The organism is Gemmobacter sp. 24YEA27, assembly GCF_030052995.1.
Taxonomy (GTDB): Bacteria; Pseudomonadota; Alphaproteobacteria; order Rhodobacterales; family Rhodobacteraceae; genus Pseudogemmobacter.
Window position 1 is genome coordinate 870342 of the sequence record NZ_JASJPW010000001.1, and the last position, 20188, is coordinate 890529.

At 63.7% G+C, this 20188-nt stretch carries 20 protein-coding genes and 1 pseudogene; 12 read left to right on the forward strand and 9 right to left on the reverse strand.

The window, feature by feature from the left end:
• Positions 1–29 precede the first annotated feature (29 nt).
• Positions 30–1334, reverse strand: coding sequence for a FliI/YscN family ATPase (locus tag QNO18_RS04295; protein WP_283176685.1), 1305 nt, complete (start codon positions 1332–1334; stop codon positions 30–32).
• Between the two features lie 98 nt (positions 1335–1432).
• Between QNO18_RS04295 and QNO18_RS04300 the strand changes: the two genes are divergently transcribed.
• The 9 genes and pseudogenes from QNO18_RS04300 to QNO18_RS04340 all read left to right on the forward strand — a co-directional run bounded on the left by QNO18_RS04300 (position 1433) and on the right by QNO18_RS04340 (position 5893).
• Positions 1433–1813, forward strand: a complete 381-nt coding sequence (locus QNO18_RS04300; protein ID WP_283176686.1) for a FlgB family protein — start codon at positions 1433–1435, stop codon at positions 1811–1813.
• An 11-nt stretch (positions 1814–1824) separates the two neighbouring features.
• Complete coding sequence (gene flgC / locus QNO18_RS04305; protein WP_249496090.1) at positions 1825–2205, forward strand: flagellar basal body rod protein FlgC; 381 nt, start codon at positions 1825–1827, stop codon at positions 2203–2205.
• Positions 2206–2216: 11 nt separating this feature from the next.
• Positions 2217–2498 (forward strand): flagellar hook-basal body complex protein FliE, encoded by a 282-nt coding sequence (fliE, locus tag QNO18_RS04310; protein ID WP_198835678.1) that lies wholly within the window; start codon positions 2217–2219, stop codon positions 2496–2498.
• Positions 2495–2761, forward strand: coding sequence for a flagellar biosynthetic protein FliQ (locus QNO18_RS04315; RefSeq protein WP_198835679.1), 267 nt, complete (start codon positions 2495–2497; stop codon positions 2759–2761). The genes fliE and QNO18_RS04315 overlap by 4 nt, the downstream gene beginning before the upstream one ends.
• Before the next feature lie 2 nt (positions 2762–2763).
• Positions 2764–3470: pseudogene (locus tag QNO18_RS04320) on the forward strand (flagellar hook-basal body complex protein).
• 8 nt (positions 3471–3478) lie between these two features.
• On the forward strand, positions 3479–4264 hold the full coding sequence (flgG, locus tag QNO18_RS04325) for a flagellar basal-body rod protein FlgG (protein ID WP_283176687.1): 786 nt from the start codon (positions 3479–3481) through the stop codon (positions 4262–4264).
• Complete coding sequence (flgA, locus tag QNO18_RS04330; RefSeq protein WP_283176688.1) at positions 4264–4698, forward strand: flagellar basal body P-ring formation chaperone FlgA; 435 nt, start codon at positions 4264–4266, stop codon at positions 4696–4698. Before flgG ends, flgA begins: the two co-directional genes overlap by 1 nt.
• Positions 4695–5420 (forward strand): flagellar basal body L-ring protein FlgH, encoded by a 726-nt coding sequence (flgH, locus tag QNO18_RS04335; protein WP_283176689.1) that lies wholly within the window; start codon positions 4695–4697, stop codon positions 5418–5420. Before flgA ends, flgH begins: the two co-directional genes overlap by 4 nt.
• 2 nt (positions 5421–5422) lie before the next feature.
• Positions 5423–5893 (forward strand): flagellar basal body-associated FliL family protein, encoded by a 471-nt coding sequence (locus QNO18_RS04340; RefSeq protein WP_283176690.1) that lies wholly within the window; start codon positions 5423–5425, stop codon positions 5891–5893.
• Positions 5894–6755: 862 nt separating this feature from the next.
• Here QNO18_RS04340 and QNO18_RS04345 read toward each other — a convergent pair.
• From QNO18_RS04345 to QNO18_RS04375, 8 genes are all read right to left on the reverse strand, one after another.
• On the reverse strand, positions 6756–7082 hold the full coding sequence (locus tag QNO18_RS04345; RefSeq protein ID WP_283176691.1) for an ABC transporter permease subunit: 327 nt from the start codon (positions 7080–7082) through the stop codon (positions 6756–6758).
• A gap of 17 nt (positions 7083–7099) precedes the next feature.
• Entirely contained in the window at positions 7100–8236 is a 1137-nt protein-coding gene (locus QNO18_RS04350; RefSeq protein WP_283176692.1) for a proline/glycine betaine ABC transporter permease, read from the reverse strand.
• Positions 8233–9276 (reverse strand): betaine/proline/choline family ABC transporter ATP-binding protein, encoded by a 1044-nt coding sequence (locus QNO18_RS04355; protein ID WP_283176693.1) that lies wholly within the window; start codon positions 9274–9276, stop codon positions 8233–8235. Before QNO18_RS04355 ends, QNO18_RS04350 begins: the two co-directional genes overlap by 4 nt.
• Positions 9277–9372: 96 nt before the next feature.
• On the reverse strand, positions 9373–10338 hold the full coding sequence (locus tag QNO18_RS04360; protein WP_283176694.1) for a glycine betaine ABC transporter substrate-binding protein: 966 nt from the start codon (positions 10336–10338) through the stop codon (positions 9373–9375).
• 206 nt (positions 10339–10544) lie between these two features.
• Positions 10545–11870 (reverse strand): aspartate aminotransferase family protein, encoded by a 1326-nt coding sequence (locus QNO18_RS04365; protein ID WP_283176695.1) that lies wholly within the window; start codon positions 11868–11870, stop codon positions 10545–10547.
• On the reverse strand, positions 11867–12604 hold the full coding sequence (locus QNO18_RS25595) for a trimethylamine methyltransferase family protein (protein WP_349293833.1): 738 nt from the start codon (positions 12602–12604) through the stop codon (positions 11867–11869). The genes QNO18_RS04365 and QNO18_RS25595 overlap by 4 nt, the downstream gene beginning before the upstream one ends.
• On the reverse strand, positions 12592–13356 hold the full coding sequence (locus QNO18_RS25600) for a trimethylamine methyltransferase family protein (RefSeq protein ID WP_349293834.1): 765 nt from the start codon (positions 13354–13356) through the stop codon (positions 12592–12594). The genes QNO18_RS25595 and QNO18_RS25600 overlap by 13 nt, the downstream gene beginning before the upstream one ends.
• A gap of 113 nt (positions 13357–13469) precedes the next feature.
• Positions 13470–14456: a LysR family transcriptional regulator gene (locus QNO18_RS04375; protein WP_283176696.1), complete on the reverse strand. Its 987-nt coding sequence runs from the start codon at positions 14454–14456 to the stop codon at positions 13470–13472.
• A 116-nt stretch (positions 14457–14572) separates the two neighbouring features.
• Here QNO18_RS04375 and QNO18_RS04380 point away from each other — a divergent pair, with 116 nt between their 5' ends.
• Genes QNO18_RS04380 through QNO18_RS04390 form a run of 3 tightly spaced genes read left to right on the forward strand, consistent with a single transcriptional unit; the run spans position 14573 to position 20162 of the window.
• Positions 14573–16963: an FAD-dependent oxidoreductase gene (locus tag QNO18_RS04380; protein ID WP_283176697.1), complete on the forward strand. Its 2391-nt coding sequence runs from the start codon at positions 14573–14575 to the stop codon at positions 16961–16963.
• Positions 16960–19362: an FAD-dependent oxidoreductase gene (locus QNO18_RS04385; RefSeq protein WP_283176698.1), complete on the forward strand. Its 2403-nt coding sequence runs from the start codon at positions 16960–16962 to the stop codon at positions 19360–19362. Before QNO18_RS04380 ends, QNO18_RS04385 begins: the two co-directional genes overlap by 4 nt.
• Positions 19359–20162, forward strand: a complete 804-nt coding sequence (locus QNO18_RS04390; RefSeq protein WP_283176699.1) for an SDR family NAD(P)-dependent oxidoreductase — start codon at positions 19359–19361, stop codon at positions 20160–20162. Before QNO18_RS04385 ends, QNO18_RS04390 begins: the two co-directional genes overlap by 4 nt.
• Positions 20163–20188 lie beyond the last annotated feature (26 nt).

Consider the following 20188-nt stretch of genomic DNA (forward strand, 5'->3'; position numbering starts at 1 on the left):
GGTGCCGGGGCGGCTGTCGTCCCGGCACCTCACGCTTTCAGAAGGATCTGCAACCGCTCGAAACTCGCCTTATTGCCGCCTGGCGGCGCAGGTTCGGCCAGAAACCCATCAAGGCCCGGCCAGAGCCGGATCGCGCGGTCAATCCGCGGGTCGCTTCCGGCGACATAAAGACCGGCATGGATCATCATCTCGGCCTGATCATAGGCCGACAAGAGCCTGCGCGTCTCGGTGATCACCTCGTTTTCCGGGTCTGTTGCCGCAGCGGGCAGGCTGCGCGAGACCGAGCGCAACAGATCCACCGCCGGATAGCGGCCACGCTCGGCAATATCGCGGCTGAGCACGACATGGCCGTCCACCGTGCCGCGAATGATATCGGCAATCGGCTCCTCCATATCCGACCCGGCGACCAGCACTGAAAACACGGCCGTAATATCGCCGGACCCCTCGATACCCGGTCCCGCCCGTTCGCATAAAGACATCAGCGCATGGGCGGTCGAGGGCGGATAGCCGCGCAGCGAGGCCACCTCGCCCGAGGCGAGCGCAACCTCGCGATGCGCTTCGGCAAAGCGGGTGACGGAATCGACCAGAAGCAGCACATGTTTGCCAAGGTCGCGGAAATGCTCGGCCACGGTCATCGCTGAGAGGAGGCAGCGTTTGCGCATCAGCGGGGACTGATCCGAGGTTGCAGTCACGACGACCGAGCGCGCCATTCCCGCTGGCCCAAGCACCTTATCGGTGAATTCCCTGAGTTCGCGACCGCGTTCCCCCACCAGGGCGATCACCGCCACATCCGCCTGGACCCCGCGCGCGAACCGCGCCAGCAGCGATGATTTTCCGACGCCGGATCCCGCGAAAAGCCCGATCCGCTGCCCCCGGACAAGCGGCAGCAGCGTGTCGAACACCTCGACCCCGGTTGAAAGCCGCGCGCCAAAGCCGCGCCGATACGCGGGGTCTGGCGGGCTGGCGACCATCGGCCGCCGTTCAGGCCCCGCCAGCAGGGGGCGTCCGTCAAGCGGCCGGCCCAGCGGGTCGACGATCCGGCCCAGCCAGGAGGAATCGGGCGCAAGGCCGGCCTTTCCGACCAGCTCGACCCGGCTGCCGATGGCAAGGCCGCCGGTCTCGCCTTCGGGCAGGATCAGGGCGCCTGATTCCGAGACACTGATCACTTCGCCGCCGAGTTGCACCGCGCCTGCAAGCACGCGGTCGCCGGGGGAGGCACCGTGTAAGCCTTTGACAATAAGGCTTCCCATCGTGTTCCCGGTGATACGGCCCACCTCTCGCACCGCAGAGATCGCGGCGATTTCTGCACGAAGTGAATCAAATGCGAATGCCATCCGGAGCCCCCTGTTCCGCCAATTACGGTTTCTAAAGGAATCACCCTTAAACCTTGGTGAAGCAGATGAGGGAAACCGCATCCAAAGGGAGAACCCCGGTGTTCGCGAAACTTGAACTGACCAGAATGGCACAGGCCCTGGCATCGCATGCAGGATCGCGCATGGATGTCATTGCCCGCAACGTCGCCAATGCAGATACGCCCGGATACCGGGCGCATGACCTCCGGCCATTTGCCGAAGTCTATAAAAGTGAACCCGACATGCGCGCGACGCGCCCCGGCCATTTCGCCAAAGGGGGCAATGCGGCGCGTGGCGAGATCATTACCGGCAGCGGCAGCGAGGCGCCCAATGGCAATGATGTCTCAATCGAAATGGAGATGGTGAAATCGGCCACCGCCCGTCAGGACCATGAAATGGCCCTGGCGATCTATCGCGCAACCTCGGGCGTCATCCGCGCCTCACTCGGTCGCAATGGCTAGGGGCTGACAGGATGAATGATCTGACCACGTCACTCGCCGCCTCCGCCTCGGGGATGGAGGCCCAGGCCAACCGGTTGCGCCATGTGTCCGAGAATATCGCGAATGCCGATACGCCAGGCTATCGCCGCAAGGTGATCAGCTTTGACCAGGTGGTCGAAAGCGGGACAGTTCGGGCCGGAAAGGTCCGCCTCGATCCGCGCGAACTCCCCGAGATTTACAGCCCCGGCCATCCGATGGCCAATGAGGCCGGATATTACAACGGGTCCAATGTGGATCTGATGATCGAGATCGCTGACGCCCGCGAGGCGCAGCGCAGTTACGACGCAAATGTCAGACTCTTCGATCAGGCAAGGCAGATGATGCAGAGCCTGTTTGAAGTTCTGCGCCGCTAGGAGACACCAGAATGGATGTAAACACTTCTTTTGCCGCAGCACATTACGCGCAGGCCAGAACGGCCGCAGCGCCTGGCTCCGGCAGCGGTCTGAGCTTTGCTTCGGTTGCGGGCGAGTTCACCGATACCTTGATGCGTCACGAAATCACGGCCCGCGACGCGATGGCCGGGAAGGCCAGCCCGCATGCGCTGGTCGAAGCGCTGTCCTCGTCGCAGCTTGCCGTCGAGACGGTGGCGACGGTGCGCGACAAGGTGGTCGAGGCCTATCAGGAAATTCTGAGGATGCCGGTATGACCGAGGCCGCCTTTTTCGATGTGCTGCGCCAGGCGCTTTGGGTGGCGGTGAAGATATCCGCCCCGATCCTTGTCGTGGCGCTGGTGACGGGCGTGGTGATCGGCCTCTTCCAGGCGCTGACCTCGGTGCAGGAGATGACGCTGACTTTTGTCCCCAAACTGGCGGCGATGCTGGCAGCGTTCTGGATCTCGATGGGCTTCATGACCAGTTCGATGACCGCGCTTTACGGGGACGTCATCATCCCGCTGATCGAAGGAGGCTGACCATGGATTCCGCAGGTTACGTCGCGCTCAGCCGGCAATCCGGGCTGATGCGGGAAATGCAGATCGTGGCGAATAACGTTGCCAATATCTCGACCAACGGCTTCCGGCGCGAAGGCCTCGTCTTTGCCGAACATGTTGCGCGGCTGGACCGGGAAGCGTCGCTTTCGCTCAGCCATGGCAATGCGCGGATCGCCGATCTTACCCAGGCGGGTGTGACCATGACCGGCGGTGCTTTTGATCTCGCGATCCAGGGCGATGGCTTTTTCCTTGTCATGACGCCCGAAGGGGAACGCCTGACCCGCGCCGGCAGCTTTACGCCTTCGGTCGATGGCGAGCTGGTCACCCCGAAGGCTATCAGCTGCTGGATGCCGGCGGCGCCCCGGTTTTCGTGCCGCCCGGTGCTGCGATCGCGGTGGGGGAAGACGGCACCATCTCCGCGAATGGCGAGGCGGTGGGGCAGATCGGGCTCTGGCAGCCCGGCGATCCGCTGGCGCTGCGCCACCGCGCCGGCACGCTGTTTGACGGCGGCGTGGTGGAGCCGGTCGCTACCGGCAAGATCATGCAGGGCTTTCTCGAAGAGAGCAACGTGAACCCGGTCGCGGAAATCGCCCGCATGATTGAGGTGCAGCGCATCTATGAGATGGGGCAGAAATTCCTCGAAGCCGAGGACAGCCGCGCCCGCAACGTCATCCAGACCCTTGGTCAATAGGTGAGACGATGAAAGCACTCCATATCGCCGCGACCGGCATGTCGGCCCAGCAGATGAAGGTCGATGTGGTCTCGAACAACCTCGCGAATATGTCGACCACCGGCTACAACGCGCGGCGCGCCGATTTTGCGGATCTGCATTATCAGCAATATAGCAGACCCGGCACGGTCTCGGCCAGTGATGGCACCATGCTGCCGACCGGGGTTCAGATCGGTCTCGGCGTGCGGCCTTCGTCGGTTTCCGTCGTTTTGCAGCAAGGTTCGCTTTCGCAGACCAATGGCGACCTCGATGTTGCCATCGACGGCAATGGCTATCTCGAGGTTGAGCTGCCCTCGGGCGTCTCGGGCTATACCAGGGATGGCGCGCTGAAGCGCTCGGCGGATGGGCTGATCGTGACCTCGGACGGCTATCCGGTGGTCCCGGGGATCACCATCCCGCCCGAAACGCGCTCGGTTGCGATCAATGCGGCCGGAGAGGTCTGGGCCTATTTCAGCGACCGTGTTCAACCCGAGCTTCTGGGCCAGTTCACGCTGACCGATTTCACCAATGAAAAGGGGCTGGAGGCCATCGGCTCGAACCTCTTTCTTGAAACCGCCGCCTCCGGCCCGCCGATTGTGAACGAGCCCGGAACCGAAGGTCTCGGTACGCTGCGCCAGGGCTATCTCGAGGAAAGCTCCGTCGATGCGGTGCGCGAGATTACCGATCTGATCAAGGCACAGCGCGGCTATGAGCTGAATGCGAAAGTCATCACCGCCGCCGACCAGATGCTCGGCGCAACGACGCAGTTGCGCTGATGCGGCGGGGCCTTGCACTACTTATCCTGCCCATCCTGATCCAGGCTGGTGCAGCCCGCGCCGAAAGCCTTGTCGCGGCCCGAAATCTGCCGGCGCAGACCATCATTGCACCAGGCGATCTGATGCAGGTTGCGACCAGTATCAGTGGCGCCCTCACACTGCCTGCCGAGGCCATCGGCCAGGAGACCCGCGTTGCCATTTATGCCGGCAGGCCTGTCAGGGGAGGCGATATCGGTCCTCCTGCCCTGATCGAGCGCAACGCAATCGTTGCGCTGGAATACCGGGCAGGCGGGCTTGTGATCAGAGCCGAAGGCCGCGCGCTTGCCCGTGGAGGGGCAGGGGAGATGATCCGCGTCATGAACCTGGCGTCAAAAACCACCGTTTCGGGCCGCATCGGTGCCGATGGTCAGATCCTGGTCGGAGGATTTCCGTGAAATACCCATTCATTCTTTTGTCGCCCCTCGCTCTGCTGGGGTGCGGCGACCTTTCTCAGGTCGGCAAAGCCCCTGAATTCAGCCCGCTGGAGGGCAGCTACCAGCATCACGCGATCTATTCGACGCCAATGCCCCGGACGACAACCCCTTCCGGCGTGGCCTATGATTCCTCTCTTTGGAACGCCAGTTCGGAATCTCTCCTGGGCGACAGGCGTGCTGCAATGCGGGGTGATATCCTGACGGTCGTGATCGAAATCGACGACAGCGCCGAGATCTCGAATTCGACCGGGCGGTCGCGCACCGGCGCGCAAAAAATGGGGATCCCGCAGCTTTTCGGAATCCCGCAGCGGATCAACGAAAAACTTCCCGCCGGTGCGACGATGGGGAACGCGGTCGATACCAGCTCTTCATCGACATTTTCTGGCAGTGGTGACGTGTCGAGGTCGGAGAAGCTGACCCTCCGCATCGCAGCCACGGTGGTCGAACAACTGGCAAATGGCGTTCTGCGTATCGAGGGGCAACAGGAGGTAAGGGTGAATAACGAACTTCGCGAACTTATCGTCACGGGCTATGTGCGGCCGACCGATATCTCGCGCCAGAACGAGATCACCTATGACAAGATCGCGGGAGCGCGGATCTCTTATGGCGGCAGAGGACAGATCACAGATGTTCAGCAGCCCCGCTATGGGCAGCAGATCACCGATATTCTGCTGTCGTTCTGAACATGAAAAAGCTGCTTGTCCCATTGCTTCTTTCCCTGATCGGGCTCGCGCTCGGCGGTGGTGCCGGCTACTTCCTGCGCGTGGCACCGGCGGGGGATCTGGCTCAGGAAGGTTCTGATCGCAAGGCGAGCGAAACTACTGATCCTGCGAAAGTGGAGTTTGTGCGGCTCAACAATCAGTTCATCGTGCCGGTGATGGAGGGCGGGCGGATCGTGTCTCTGATCGCCGCCTCGCTGAGCCTGGAGATTGTTGCAGGGCAGTCTGACATGGTCTTTGCCCGCGAGCCAAAACTGCAGGACGCCTTTCTTCAGGTCATGTTCGATCACGCGAATTCCGGGGGATTCCGGGGGTCTTTCACGGATTCCTCAAATCTTATTGTCCTCCGCAAAGCCCTGCTGGAACAAGCGAGGACGGTGCTTGGTGAGATGGTCAATGATGTGCTGATCACCGAGATCGCGAGACAGGACAGTTAGGGCAATGGGGCCTGCGTGAACAAACACCGTCCGGTTGACAGGCAGATGCCCCAGGTTTCCAGGACGCCTTCGCGTCTCCTCTTTTGTGGCCATTCGGACCCGGCGGGCGACAGCGTCCGGTACCTCGCATGTTTGCGCCTCGGGTTGCAGAGCATTCCGCCTCAGTCGAACACGTCCTGTCTGGCGTATTCTCTGGTCCGGAGAGGTTTGCGCGTGATCCGTTCGCGCCAGAGCAGGTTGAAAGGGCCCCGAGACAGTGTTGTCGAGGCAGTTGCCACTGCGGCCCATGGAATGATCGGGATTATGGGCGCGTGAGACAACGCTGCCCGGTCTATACTGGTGACTGGCTGCGCTGGCCGGAGTAAAACAGCAGCTTGTTCTTCGGCTCGCGCCGCCAGACAGCCATGGGCAGGGCCTGCAAAACGACATCTGGTTTACTGCGACCAGCCGAATCACGCGCCGGAAACAGGGGGCGATGATTGGGCCCTGGGGACGCTATTGGTCCGGGAGACCGTGGCGAGGCGCGAGACAGGCAATGCCTTCCTGGCTCCGGGTGCAGGTGATGTCTGTTCCCCGGACCGGCCAGAATTCGACACCGATTGAAGGCGCATCTCCAGAGGCGCCGGATCCCGGCATCCTTCTCGGTGCCTCTCGGCGCCGCCTTCGCGAGCCTGCGCCGACCGGATAGTGCCGCCCGGTGATCTGCGCGTCCGCATCGCGCCTGCACGCGTCAGTGAAATCGCCCATGCCCATCTTGGCCTCCTTGTCTCAGGGTCGGTAAAGAAGGCCTGAATGAAACATGGGGCTATTCACAAATGACCTGGGCCAGAGGCGGGGCCGGTACTTCCTGACGGCTGCGCCCTCATTTGCTACGGCCCTGGACGATACGGTCGATCACCATGGCACAGGCCAGAATCGCGAGGCCGGCGAGGACGCCTTTTCCGACCGCCGCATATTGCAATGCGGAAAGGACATCTTCGCCAAGGCCGCGCGCCCCGATCAGCGACGCGATCACCACCATCGAGAGGCACATCAGCAGCGTCTGGTTCACGCCGGCCATGATTGAGGGGCGCGCGATGGGCAGGTCGACCTGAAAAAGCATGAACCGGCGGGAGGCGCCAAAGGCCTGGGCGGCCTCGCGGATGCTTTCGGGCACCGATGCGATCCCCAGTGCCGTCAGGCGGATCACCGGCGGCATCCCGAAAATCAGCGTGGCGATAATGCCGGGGGCTTTCCGATCCCAAAAAATGCAATGACCGGAATAAGATAGACGAAGGCCGGCATGGTTTGCATCAGGTCGAGCACCGGCCGCATCAGGGTCAGGACACGGCGGTCCCGACCCGCCCAGATGCCCAAAGGCAGGCCGAAGAAGACGCAGAGGAACGCGGCGGTTCCCAAAAGGGCGACCGTTGCCATGCTCTTTTCCCAAAAGCCGAACAGCGCGAGATAGGCCAGGGCTGCGGCGGAAAAGATCGCGACGCGGCGGCCGGACACCTGCCAGGCGATCAGGATAACGCCGGCCATCACAACGGGCCAGGGCGTGGCCACGAGCGCCAGTTCCAGCAATGCGAGGATGGCGTTGATACCCGATGCGATGGCGCGAAACAGGCCGCCCAGCCCGTCGGCAGCAGATCTGAAGCCGCGGTCCAGCCAGCGCGCGCAGGCGTTGTAGATCTCGGGGGAGGAAGGGAAACCGGTCAGCCAGGCGGGAGGGTCGGTAAAGGCGAACCGCCAGGCCGAAAGCGCTGCGCTGGCAAGGGTCAGGCTGGCCGCGAAAACGGCGCGTTTTGGTGGCAGCCCATGCCCGAGCCGGCGGTCAGCCCGCCAGCGCCGGAAGCGCCGGTTCAGCAGGATGGTTCCCAGAAATCCGGTCGCCAGATGCACGGCGATCAGCCCGAGCCCGCCCGCAAGGCCGTAGCCAAAGGATTGCGATTGCGCCGCTTCGGCCTCGGCCCGGGCGTTTGTGGCGGCCTTAGCGATGCCTTCGGCCGAGCGTTTCATGCCCTCGCCCAGCGGGTCGCCACTGGCAATGGCAGTTTCGGCAGCGGCAAGGCGGTTTGCGGATTGTGCCTCGAGCCGGTCGGCCCTGGCGCGGGCATCAGCGCCGGGGTCCCCGAGAACTGCAATGGCCAGCAGGACCACACTGGCGACAGTGGCAAAAAACGCCGGCCAGAAAGCGGCCCAGAGCGACCTTGCCCCAAGCCAGGACGCGCCGAACAGGGCCGCCATTGGGTTGAAACGCGGGCGCGGCCGGGCCTCTTCATCCAGCAGCGCGAATGCGCGGCTGTAAAACGCGGCGCCGCGCTGTACGAATTCGGCGACAAGCGGATCCGGTCGGGTCATTGCGCGGCCTCCCCTTGAGTGCTGATCGCGGCGAGCAGCGTCTTTTGATGAACAAGGCCGACCGGAATGCCGTCGCGGCAGACCAGAACCGGAGTGTCACTGGTGGCGAAATGCGACGTCAGCGCGGCAAGCGCCGTGTTCTGATCGACCCGCGCCGGATCCTCTGTCAGACCTTCCGGCATTGTGGACAGTGGCTCCATGACCGTGCCCGCGCGCAAGACCTGCAAGGGCGAGACATGGCGGGTGAACTCCGCGATGAAATCGGTGGCCGGGCGGGTCACGATCTCTTCCGGCTGGCCGATCTGCTGGATCTCGCCATCTTTCATGATGGCGATCCGCGATCCGATGGCGATGGCTTCGTCAAGGTCATGGGTGATGAAGATCACCGTCTTGCCCATTTCCCGGGCGAGATTGCGGAACTGCTCCTGCAACTGGCGGCGGATCAGCGGGTCAAGCGCGGAAAAGGGTTCGTCCATCAAAAGGATCGGAGGGTCGGCGGCCAGGGCACGGGCAAGGCCGACGCGCTGCTGCATGCCGCCGGAAAGTGCGGTCGGCAGGCTGTCTCCCCAGCCGGCCAGCCCAACCTTTGCCAGCGCGATCTCGGCCTGATCAAAGCGCTGACGCGGTGTGGCGCCCTGGATCTCCAGCGGCAGGGCGACGTTTTCGCGCACCGTGCGATGCGGCAAAAGGCCAAAGCTTTGAAATACCATGCCAATTCGGGACGATCGCAGCTCGCGCAGGCGCGCTGGGCTGGCACGGGTGATATCCTCGCCTTCGAGAAGGATCTCGCCCTCGGTCGGCTCGATCAGCCGGTTGATCAGCCGCACAAGGGTCGATTTTCCCGAGCCCGACAAGCCCATGACGCAAAAGACCTCGCCCCGCGAGACGGAAAACCCGGCGTCGCGCACGCCGATCACCGCATCAGAAGCGGCCATCAGTTCGGCTTTGCTTTTGCCGGATTTTGCCCCGGCCAGCGCCGCCCGGGCGTCATGGCCGAAGACTTTCCAGACCGAGCGCAGTTCGATTACGGGGTCGCTCACTGTTCTGTTCCGTCTGACTGGCCGCGGGGGCGGCGGAAAAGCGGAAAGCCGGAGAGGCAAGACCGCTCCGGCCCCGAAGGCGCAATGGGTGATGGATTATTGCGCGGTCCAGGCGGCGATTTGCGCCGCATTGGCCTCGATCCAGGGTTTCACGACCTCATTCGGGTCTTTGCCGTTGATGATCTCCAGCGACCATTTGTTCACATCATCGGCGCTGAGCTGGATGTTTTGCAGCAGCGTCACCAAAGCCGGGTCGCGCGTCGCCAGATTGGCCGACCAGGAGATGTGCACCGTGGTCTCGGGATAGGCCGAAGCAACATGGGATTTCGCCTGCCAGTCCGGGTCCTGGTCGGGTTGCACGATCACGAAATTCGCCGGGTCATGCGCCGGTTCCTGCAGCAGGACCAGATCATAAATCGCGAAATTCTGGTGCGGGCCGTAGCAATAGCCCAGCCAGGCGCGGTCGGCTTTCACCGCCGCATCGAGGCCCGCCGTGGCAATGGCCTCATCGGTCGATTGCAGCTCGAAAAACTCGGCAAAGCCGTAATCGCGGGCACGGATGGTCTCGATATTGGTCGACAGCCAGCCCTGCGGGCCGATCCAGACCTCGCCTTTGCCATTGCCGTCTGAATCGAACAGCGCGGCAATCTCGGGATTCGCGAGGTCGAAAACCGAACGGATATTGTGCTTTTCGGCGGCGGCTTTCGGCACGCAATAGCCCTGCACGGCGGGGAAAGATTTCTCGCCGACGGTGACCAGCTTTTCCTCATCGGCATATTTGGTTTTGGGCGCGCTCTGGTTCGGCAGCCAGGTCTCGGTCCAGATATCGACCTCGCCGGTGCCGCGCGACATTGCCTCCCATACCACCGGGACCGAGGCGACCGGCACGGTTTCGACCTCTAGCCCGAGCGCCTCTTCGATGATGCCTTTGACCGCGAAGGCGGTGGCGCGGCCCGAGGCGTAATTCGGATCCGGGATCACCAGTTTCTCGGCCAGGGCAAGGCCGGGCGCGAGGCTCGCAGAGGTGATCAGAGCGGCAAAAAGGCGGGAGGCGGTCAGCATTGCTATTGTCCTGTCTGGGTATGGGAGTGGCTGCGCGTTTCCGTCATTCCCTGCAGCGCTTTATCGCATCGCAGGTGGTCAAGGGACATTCCAAAGCCTGGAGCCGGACAGAAGGTTTGTTATCCGGATACACGGTTTTTGGGCATATCTGTTCTGTTCGACCCGGGATCTGGCCCTGTGACAGAGAAAATTTCCCGAGTTGATGGTCAGCCGCGTCTGGCGCGGTCAAAGGCGCGGTCCAGCCCCTCGGCGACCTGATCGACATCTTTCAGTGTCAGGCACAAAGGCGGTACCATCCGCAAAGTCGACCGGTGCGGCCCCGATTTCGACAGGATCAGCCCGGCTTCGCGGCAGGCTTCGAACACCGCGCCGGTGGTTTCGGCATCTGGGGTCTTTTTCGCCCTGTCCGAGACCATTTCGATCGCCAGCATCAGGCCGCGACCGCGCACATCGCCGATAACCGGATATTTCTGCCGCAGTTCGCGCAGGCGCGAGAGCAGCGCGGCGCCGACCTCTTTCGCATTCTCCTGCATCCGGTCGCGTTTCAGGATTTCCAGCACCGCGCGCCCGGCGGCGCAGGAGGTCGGGTTTGACCCATAGGTGTGGAACATGAAGCGTTCCGCCATCGGCTCGGCGATCTCACGCCGCACCACCACCGCGCCCAGCGGGAAGCCATTCGAGATGCCCTTGGCCATGACGACGATATCGGGGATGACGCCGTCGGCCTCGAAGCCCCAGAAATGATCGCCGGTGCGGCCAAAGCCCGATTGCACCTCATCCGCGATGTAAAGCCCGCCCGCCGCACGGATGCGTTCGGCCGCGCCAGACATATAGCCCGGCGGCATTTCGATGATGCCGCCATAGCCCTGGACGCTTTCGACCAGCATCCCGGCGACCTGGCCGGAGGTTGCGCTTTCGATCACCCGCTCGATCTCATCAAGATAGGGGGCGGCGCCGGCATTCTCGCCGAAGATGCCGCGATACTGGTTCGGCTCGGCGACAAAAGCGACATTGCCGGGCATCCCCGGATGCCGCCAGCCCGCGATCCCGGTCACCGATTGCGCGGCAGAGGTCGGGCCGTGATAGGCAGTGCGCAGCGCGATCAGATCGAGATTGCCGGTATATCCCCGCGCCATCGCCATCGCGAGGTCGATGGCCTCGGACCCGGAATTGGTGAAATGCACCACCCATTCGATATCGCCTCTGGGGCCTTTCGGCATGGTTGCCGCCAGTTCCTCGGCGAAATGCGCGGGCACCGGATGATAGAACATCGTGGTGCAATGGGTCAGCTCTGCCGCCTGATCCATCGCGGCTTTGACCACTTCGGGATGCGAATGGCCGACCGAGATGCAGACATTCATCCCCAGAAGGTCGGTGTAGCGGCGGCCCGCCTCGTCCCAGAGATATTGCATCTCGCCCCGGCGAAACACCATCGGCTCGCGGAAGGGGACGAATTTGCGCAAAGCGGCCGAATAATAGCGGTCGCGGCGGACGGCGGTTTCCTCGAGGTTCCAGCTGGTGTGAAGCGTCATGCCATCTCTCCGGTGATCTCATATGTGCGGCGCGCGACGAAATCGTCGAGCGCTTCGCGGATGCTTTCGTCCATCGCGGGCGCCTCGTAATCGCGCAGGATTTGTCTGACGCGGTCCGATGCGCGGTCCTGCTGCCAGAGCCCGCCTTCCGCCGTCCATTGCTCGTAAGTGCCGTTGTCCGACATCTCGCCCAGCCAGAAGGCGGATTCAAAGTTCTCGCGGGTATGGGCGGCGCCGAGGAAATGGCCGCCGGGGCCGATTTCGTGAAAGGCCTCCATCGCCTGGGCGGCTTCTGAAAAATCAATGCCTTGCGTGAAACGCGCCATGGCGGCGCAGCGGTCGGCATCCATCACGATCTTCTCGTAACCGGTGGTGAGCAAGCCTTCGAGGCAGCCCGTGGCATGGATAATGAAATTCACGCCCGCCATCACGGCGCCCATCAGCTGGGCCTGTGACTCATATCCGGCCTGGGCATCGGGCACTTTCGACGCGGTCAGCGCGCCGACCGAATGGAAGGGCAGGCCAAGGCGATCCGCCAGCGTCTTCGCGCACATCTGGAACTGGGTGCCTTCGGGCGTGCCAAAGGTGGGGGCACCGGTGCGCAGGCTCAGCGGTGAGAAAAACGTGCCAAAAACCGAAGGCGCACCGGGCCGGATCAACTGGATCAGCGCCACACTCGCCATCACTTCGGCCAGGACCTGCGCCAAAGTTGCCGCGACCGTCACCGGCGACATCGCGCCCCCAGCACGAAGGGCGAAACGACCGTGGCCTGCCCGGCCCTGGCATATTCCTTCAGCGCCCAGAGCATGGTCTCATCCAGCACCAGCGGCGCATTGGTATTGACCACGGAATAAAGCACGCAATTCGCGTCGACGAACTCTGCCCCCATGGCGAGCTTTGCCATTTCAATCGTGTCACGGGCGCGTTCGGGCGCGGTGACGGCCCCCATGAAGGGTTTGTCAGAATGGGTCAGATGGGTATGGGCCATATGAAGATGGCGCACAGGAACCGGCAGATCGACCGGTTCGACCACCACTCCGCCGGAATGGTTCACGGCGTTCAGGCTGTAATGCAGCTTGGTTATCTCACGGAAGTCGTGGATCGTGGCATAGCGGCGCCCCTTTTCCATGTCATGCACGAAAGGCGGGCCGAAACTGGGCGCGAAAAGCTGCGCCTCGCCGCCGATCTGGACGGACCGACCCGGGTTGCGGGCATGTTGGGTAAAGACCTTGGGCGCGGTTTTGATCTTGTCGCGGCACCAGCCGGGATCAAAGCGCACCCTTTCGCCATCGACCCGCGCACCGGCCTTGCGGAAGATCTCCAGCACCTCGGCATCGCCGCGGAATTCCATGCCGATCTCGTCGAGGATGCGGTCTGCATTCCTTTCGATGATGGCGACGGATTCGTCGTCGATCAGACTGACAATGCCGATGCGGCGCAGCACATAGGGCGACGAGACCTTGTTCCTCGCGCTTCTCTCCTGCATCCGGGCACTGCGGCCCCGCCTCTCCTGCATCCCGGTCTCCATCGGCATGTTGCCGGGCAGACGATAGCGGGGCGCGAAGCTCTGCAAAGGTTAAACTTATACTATCGGTAATCCTAATGAGACGGATTAGCGATCTCGTGGTACCTCACCTGGCCGGAGATTGCGGGGAAATGACGATCGAAGGCACGTTTCAGGATCTTCTGGCTTTCCAGCGCGATGCGCAGCGGGATGGTGCCAAGATCATCACGACGCGACACCAGGCGGATGGTGCGCTTGAGCGGCGCGAAGGGCAGCGGCTCGATCCTGAGACGCATCCCTTCGGCGACGCCGTCGATCAGAAGCGTCGGTGACAGGATCGCGAAACATTTGCCGGTGATGACGCCTGCCATCACCATCGCGGTACGGTCGGCCTCGATCGCGCGGGGCAGATCAAGGCGGCAGCGTTGCAGATGCTGGTCGGTGCGGCGCCCGACCGGGGTGGTTGTGCCAAAACGTGCGAGGGAAAGCTTGCGGGAAATGGCGTGAATGTCGTCAGCGGGTCCTGTGTAACTATCTGGCAGAATAAGATAAAACGGCTCATCCAGGATCGGGATAAAGCTGAATCCCGGCCCGTCCTGCAGCCGTTCAGAGGTGACCGCCATGTCGATCCGCCGGTCATTCAGTGCCGCGAAATGGTCGGTAGCGAGGCCTGCCGACAGGATCAGCTCGGGCACTTTCATCGCATTATTGACCAGATCATAAAGCCCCGGCGTCAGTGTGGTCGCGGTCGAGGCCAGCAATCCGACCCTGAGCGCCGGCAGCGAAGAGGCGCCCAGATGCTGCATGTCGCGCTTCAGATCGTCGATCTGGTTCAGGAGCCGAAAGCCATGCCGCTGCAGCGTTTCGCCGGCATAGGTCAGGGCAATCGGCCGGGTCGACCGGTCGAACAGTGCCATGCCAAAGATCAGCTCCAGGTTCTTCAGATGCTGCGAGGCGGCCGATTGTGTGATCCGCAGGGCCGAGGCCGCCGCCGTCACCTGCCGCATCTCGGCCACCGCCATGAAAACCTCGATGGCGCGGAACAGGTTGATATCAGGTTCGTCTTTGCCGCGTTCGCGCATGATCTTAACCGGGTTGTTGTTCTGCTAAGAATTAGTATCCCTAATGATGCCTGTCCATCCTTGCGCGAATGCCGCTGCCTCTGTCTGATTTTGCCAGAAGAGACGGGGCGCCTGGAATGCGGAAGATCGTGATTATCGGCGGCGGTGCGGTGGGGCTCAGCCTCGCATATCATCTGACAAAGACCGCTGCCGCTTCGGTCACGCTGCTGGAGCGTGGCAGCCTGACCTCGGGCACCAGCTGGCATGCGGCCGGGATTGTCGGGCCGTTGCGCGCGACCCCCAATGCGACACGGCTCGCGATGTATGCGGGCGAGCTTTTTCCAAAGCTTGAGGCAGAAAGCGGGCTTTCAACCGGCTATCGTCGCACCGGCGGCTATTGGCTGGCGCGCGATCCGGCGCGGATGGATGAATTGCACCGGATTGCGGCGCTTGGCCGGCATTTCGGGCTGCACCCGACACTTACCGGGCCTGAAGACGTTAATGTGCCGGGGCTCGATCTGACCGGCGTGATCGGCGCGATGGCGGTCGAGGAAGACGCCAATGTGAACCCGGTCGATCTGTGCATGGCCTATGCGCGGCTGGCAAAGGCCCAGGGCGCGCAGATCCGCGAGGGCGCGAGGGTTGACCGGATCCTGACCGAAGGCAGCCGCGTGACCGGCGTGTTGCTGGCAGATGGCGAGGTGATAGAGGCCGATCAGGTCGCGCTTTGCGCCGGGGCCTGGTCAAAGCGGCTGGCCGATCCGCTGGGCGTCGCGCTGCCCTTGCAGGCGGTTGAGCATATGTATGTCGTGACCGAAGCCATGCCCTTGATGCCGCATCCTTTTCCGGTGCTGCGCGACCTTGATCGCGGCATCTATATCAAGGGCGATGCCGGCAAGCTGGTGATCGGTGGGTTCGAACCCGATGCCAAATGCTGGGATGCGTTCGGCCCTTCGGGCGACCGGCCGTTTCTGGAACTGCCCGAGGACTGGGAGCAGTTTACTCCCTTTATGGAGGCGGCCCTTGCGCTGATCCCGGGCCTTGCCGATGTCGGCATCCAGCATTTCATGAACGGCCCCGAAAGTTTCACCACCGACACCAGGATGCTTCTGGGTGAGGCGCCCATGGTTGACGGGCTTTACGTTGCGGCGGGGATGAACTCGGTGGGCGTGATGTCATCGGCCGGGGTGGGGCGGGTGCTGGCCGACTGGATGCTGGCCGGCCATGCGCCGATGGATCTCTGGGAGACCGATATCGCCCGCGCCGATCCGCTGGCGGCCGCGGCCGCGCATGTCGAGACCCGGATGCAAGAAGCCGTGGCCGATGCTTTTGCGCTGCATTGGCCGTTCAAACAGCCGAAAGCCGGGCGCGGTTTGCGCAAATCGGCGCTGCATGATGAATGGCAGGACGCGGGTGCGGTCTTCGGCCTTACCGCCGGGTGGGAGCGCGGTCTGTGGTATGCGCAAACCCCGTCGGAACAATCCCTGCCGCTGTCGACCGGCGCTCAGCCCTGGTATCCGATTGCGGTCCGCGAGGCGGCACAGATGGCGGCGGGGGTGGTGCTGCTCGACCTTACGCCTTTCGGAAAATTCGACATTGCCGGGCCCGATGCGCTGCGCTTCCTGCAACAGATCACCACCGCCAATATGGATGTGGCGCCTGGCCGCGCGACCTATACGCTGCTTCTGAACGCGCAGGGCGGGATCGAGGGTGATGTGACGGTGCGCCGGGCTGCGGATCACTTCCGCCTGGTGTCCGGTGCGGCGACGCGCTGGCGCGATATGGCCTGGCTCCGCCGCCGTGCCGCTGGCTTTGACGTCACGATCACCGATGCGACGGAAGCTGAATCTGTTATCGGCGTGATGGGGGCAGGGGCGCGGGCACTGCTGGCCGGGCTGTCGCCGGATGACTGGCAGGATTTCGCCTTTTCAACCGCGCGCGAGGTGGTGATCGCGGGCCAATCCTGCCTGGCGCAGCGGGTCAGCTTTGTCGGCGAACTCGGCTGGGAGCTTTACATCCCCAACGCCTTCGCCCCGGCGGTGTTCCGGGCGCTGCGGGCGGCGGGGGCGGCGCCGTTGGGCCATTACGCGCTGGATGCCTGTCGGATCGAAAAAGGCTTTCGCCATATGGGCCATGATCTGGGCCAGGACATTTCGGCGCTTGAGGCGGGGCTCGGTTTTACCATCGACTGGTCGAAGGACTTCATCGGCAAAGCGGCGCTGGAGGCGCAGCGCATGGCGGGTCTGCGGCGCCGCCTCGTGCTGTTCGATCTGCCCGATCACCCTCTGGTCCTGCATGATGAACCGATCCGGGACTCGGGCCGGGTGGTCGGGCTGACCACCTCGGGCGCGCGGGGGGCGCGGACAGGTAAGACCCTGGCGCTTGGCCTTATCGATATCGCGCCGGGCGAGACCCCGCAGGCGACGGCCCTGCGGCAGTTTACCATTGAAATCGCAGGGAAACACTATGCGGCACTGGCGCTGACCCGGCCGCCGTTCGACCCTTCGGGCGAGAGGATGAAGGCATGACGCGCGACGCACAGGTTCTGATCATCGGCGGCGGCGCCATGGGCGTTTCGCTGATGTATCACCTGATGAAATCAGGCTGGACCGATGTGATCCTGACCGAGAAAAACGACCTCACCCATGGGTCAACCTGGCATGCGGCCGGGCTTTGCACCCATTTCGCGCATAACCCGACCATCCAGGAGCTGCGCGCCACCAGCGTCAGGCTTTACCGCGATATCCTGCCCGCCGAGACCGGCGAAGATTGCGGCTTTCACCCGTCAGGCGCGATGCGGATCACGTCGAACCCCGAGCGGATGGCGGAATTTGCCCATGTTGCGGGCCTGTCGAAATTCACCGGCTATGAGCTCAGGCTCTTGCACTCGCCCGAAGAGGTGGCGGCGCTGCATCCGCTCGCGCGGACCGAAGGGATCATCGGCGGGATTTATGAGCCCGATGACGGCCATGTCGACCCGACGCTTGCGACCAATGCGATGGCGAAGGTCGCCCGCGAACGCGGCGCTGTGATCCTCAGGCGCAATCCCGTGCTGGGGATCCGGCGCGAAAACGGCGTCTGGGCGGTCGAGACGTTGCAGGGGCTGATCCGGGCGCAGCATATCGTCAATGCCGCCGGCACCTGGGGGTTCGAGATCGGGCGGATGATGGGGGCGAATGTGCCCTCGGTTCCGGTGCTGCACCAGTATCTGGTGACCGATACGGTGTCTGCGGTGGCTGATCGGATCAAAGCGGGGTTGCCGGAACTGCCGATGATCCGCGACCCCGAGGAAAGCTGGTATGTCCGCCAGGAGCGTGATGCGCTGATCCTTGGCCCCTATGAGAAAGAGGCGCAGGTCTGGTCGGTTGACGGCGTGCCGCCCGAATTCGGGGCCGAACTGATGGAGCCGGACCTGGACCGGGTCGAACATATCCTGATGGCGGCGATGGCGCGGATCCCGGCGCTGGAAACCGGCGGGGTGAAATCGGTGGTCAATGGCCCGATCACCTTTACTCCCGATGCCAATCCGCTGATCGGGCCGGCCTGGGGTCTTGAAAACGCCTGGCTTCTGACCGGGTCTTCGATGGGAGTGATGGAGGGCGGCGGCTCTGGCTGGTTCCTTGCGCATTGGATGACCCATGGCGCGCCGCCGATGGATGCGCTGGCAGTCGACAGCCGTCGCTTTGGCCCATGGGCGGATCGCGAGTATCGGGTGGCAAAGGCGGTTGAATGTTTTGGCCTCCAGTTCGGAGTGCATTACCCGCATGAGGAACGCCCCGCCGCACGCGGCAAACGCCTGACGCCGCTTTATAACCTGATGCTGGCGCGTGGCGCACAGATGGGCGCGGCTTATGGATGGGAGCGCCCGAACTGGTTCGGCGCGCCCGCGCGGCTCACCTTCGGGCGGCCCGACTGGTTCGATGCTGTGGCGCAGGAATGCCGGATGGTGACGGAAGGCGCGGGCCTTGCCGATATGTCGGTCTTCTCGAAATTCGAGGTGAGAGGGCCGGGGGCGCGCGCCTTTGTCGATGCGCTTGGCTGCAATATGGCGCCGAAGACCGGGCGGGTGGGGCTGACCTATGCGCTGAGCCCGGCGGGCGGCACCGAGGCGGAATTCACGGTCGCCTGTCTTGCGGAGGATCATTTCTATCTGACTTCGGCTGCGGCGGCAGAGATGCGCGATGATGATCTTCTGCGTGCCCGGGCACCCGGATCTGATGTGGAAATCAGCCGGGTCAGTGACGATTTTGCGGTGATCGGTCTGATGGGCCCGGCGGCGCCCGCGATCCTCGGGCGGCTGACCTCTGACCCGTTCGGCGCCTGGATGTCGGTGCGTGAGATGACGGTCGCGGGGATCCCGGTCCGCGCGTTGCGGCTTTCCTATATCGGTGAGGCGGGGTGGGAGCTGCATGTCCCCGCCGCCCGCGCGGCAGAGCTGTTCCTCGCGCTGGAAGCCGCAGGCCAGCCCGAGGGGATCGGCTGTTTCGGGTCTTATGCGATGAATGCGATGCGGCTGGAAAAGGGCTATCCCGCCTGGGGTGCCGATTTCACCACCGAACGCACACCCGCCGAAACCGGAATGGGGTTCCTTGTGAAACCCGATCACGATTTCCCTGGCCGCGAGGCGCTTCTGGCCCGTATGGCCGACCCTGCGCGGTGGGAGATGGTGCTCCTGGAAATCGACCCCGGCGAAAGCGAGCCCTATTACGCGCATTCTCTCTGGCAGGGCGCGGCCCCGGTCGGCATCGTGACCTCGGCCGCGACCGGGCATCGGACCGGCAAGGTTCTGGCGCTTGCCTATCTGCGCGACCGGAATGCGCGGGATGGGCTGGAGGTTGAGATTCTCGGCACCCGCCGCAAGGTGCGGATCCTTGATCGTCCGCCTTTCGACCCGGACAATCTCCGGCTGCGGAGCGGAGTGACATGAGCCCCCCGGTGCCGCGCGCGGTTGCCATCGTCACCGGCGGCCTTTCCGGCATCGGTCATGCCGTGGCGCTGGATCTTGCGGCGCGCGGCTACCGCGTCGTGGTCGGCGCGCGTGATCTGGAAAGCCGGGCGCGGCTGGATGCTTTTGGCGCACTGACCGGGGCGGCGATTGCCGGCGGCGGCGAGGTCAGGGCCGATATGCTCGACCTCACCGATCCGGGTTCGGTTGCCGGGTTTTGCGAGCGCACGACCGAGCGTTTCGGCCCGGCGGATGTGCTGATCAACGCCGCCGGGATCACCGCCGAGCAGCCGGTCGAGGGGCATGGCGATGCGCTCTGGCGAGCCATCATCGACACCAATCTGACCGGTGCCTTCCGGATGATCCGGGCCTGTCTGCCGGGAATGAAGGCGCGGGGCTGGGGGCGGATCGTCAATATCGGGTCCACCGCCGCAACGGTGGGATGGAAGGACAATCCGGCCTATTGCGCCTCGAAAGCCGGGCTTCTGGGTCTGACGCGCTGTGTCGCGCTGGAGGGGGCTTCGCATGGCGTGACCTGCGTGATGGTCAGCCCGACCTGGGTCGATACCCCGATGATGGCCGCTGATCTGGCGCAGGTCGTGGCCCGTGAGGGCCGGGGCCGGAGCGTCGAAGAGGCCCGCGCAGAGATTGCCGCTGAAAACCCGCAGGGCCGCATCATCCAGCCCGGCGAAGTCGCGGAGCTTGTGGCTTTTCTGATCACCGATGCCGCCAAAGGCATCACTATGGAGGAGGTGAAGATCACCGGCGGCGCGCTCTGGTGAGCGTTTCCGGTGGGCAGAACACACCA

Excerpts from the sequence above, each read along its gene's own strand:
- flgG (WP_283176687.1), top strand. The coding sequence starts at position 3,479 with ATGAAAGCACTCCATATCGCCGCGACCGGCATGTCGGCCCAGCAGATG.
- flgC (WP_249496090.1), top strand. The coding sequence starts at position 1,825 with ATGAATGATCTGACCACGTCACTCGCCGCCTCCGCCTCGGGGATGGAG.
- QNO18_RS04375 (WP_283176696.1), bottom strand. The coding sequence starts at position 14,456 with ATGCGCGAACGCGGCAAAGACGAACCTGATATCAACCTGTTCCGCGCC.
- QNO18_RS04315 (WP_198835679.1), top strand. The coding sequence starts at position 2,495 with ATGACCGAGGCCGCCTTTTTCGATGTGCTGCGCCAGGCGCTTTGGGTG.
- QNO18_RS04340 (WP_283176690.1), top strand. The coding sequence starts at position 5,423 with ATGAAAAAGCTGCTTGTCCCATTGCTTCTTTCCCTGATCGGGCTCGCG.
- fliE (WP_198835678.1), top strand. The coding sequence starts at position 2,217 with ATGGATGTAAACACTTCTTTTGCCGCAGCACATTACGCGCAGGCCAGA.
- QNO18_RS04350 (WP_283176692.1), bottom strand. The coding sequence starts at position 8,236 with ATGACCCGACCGGATCCGCTTGTCGCCGAATTCGTACAGCGCGGCGCC.
- QNO18_RS25600 (WP_349293834.1), bottom strand. The coding sequence starts at position 13,356 with ATGCAGGAGAGAAGCGCGAGGAACAAGGTCTCGTCGCCCTATGTGCTG.
- QNO18_RS25595 (WP_349293833.1), bottom strand. The coding sequence starts at position 12,604 with ATGTCGCCGGTGACGGTCGCGGCAACTTTGGCGCAGGTCCTGGCCGAA.
- QNO18_RS04295 (WP_283176685.1), bottom strand. The coding sequence starts at position 1,334 with ATGGCATTCGCATTTGATTCACTTCGTGCAGAAATCGCCGCGATCTCT.
- flgA (WP_283176688.1), top strand. The coding sequence starts at position 4,264 with ATGCGGCGGGGCCTTGCACTACTTATCCTGCCCATCCTGATCCAGGCT.
- QNO18_RS04385 (WP_283176698.1), top strand. The coding sequence starts at position 16,960 with ATGACGCGCGACGCACAGGTTCTGATCATCGGCGGCGGCGCCATGGGC.
- QNO18_RS04365 (WP_283176695.1), bottom strand. The coding sequence starts at position 11,870 with ATGACGCTTCACACCAGCTGGAACCTCGAGGAAACCGCCGTCCGCCGC.
- QNO18_RS04360 (WP_283176694.1), bottom strand. The coding sequence starts at position 10,338 with ATGCTGACCGCCTCCCGCCTTTTTGCCGCTCTGATCACCTCTGCGAGC.
- QNO18_RS04380 (WP_283176697.1), top strand. The coding sequence starts at position 14,573 with ATGCGGAAGATCGTGATTATCGGCGGCGGTGCGGTGGGGCTCAGCCTC.
- QNO18_RS04390 (WP_283176699.1), top strand. The coding sequence starts at position 19,359 with ATGAGCCCCCCGGTGCCGCGCGCGGTTGCCATCGTCACCGGCGGCCTT.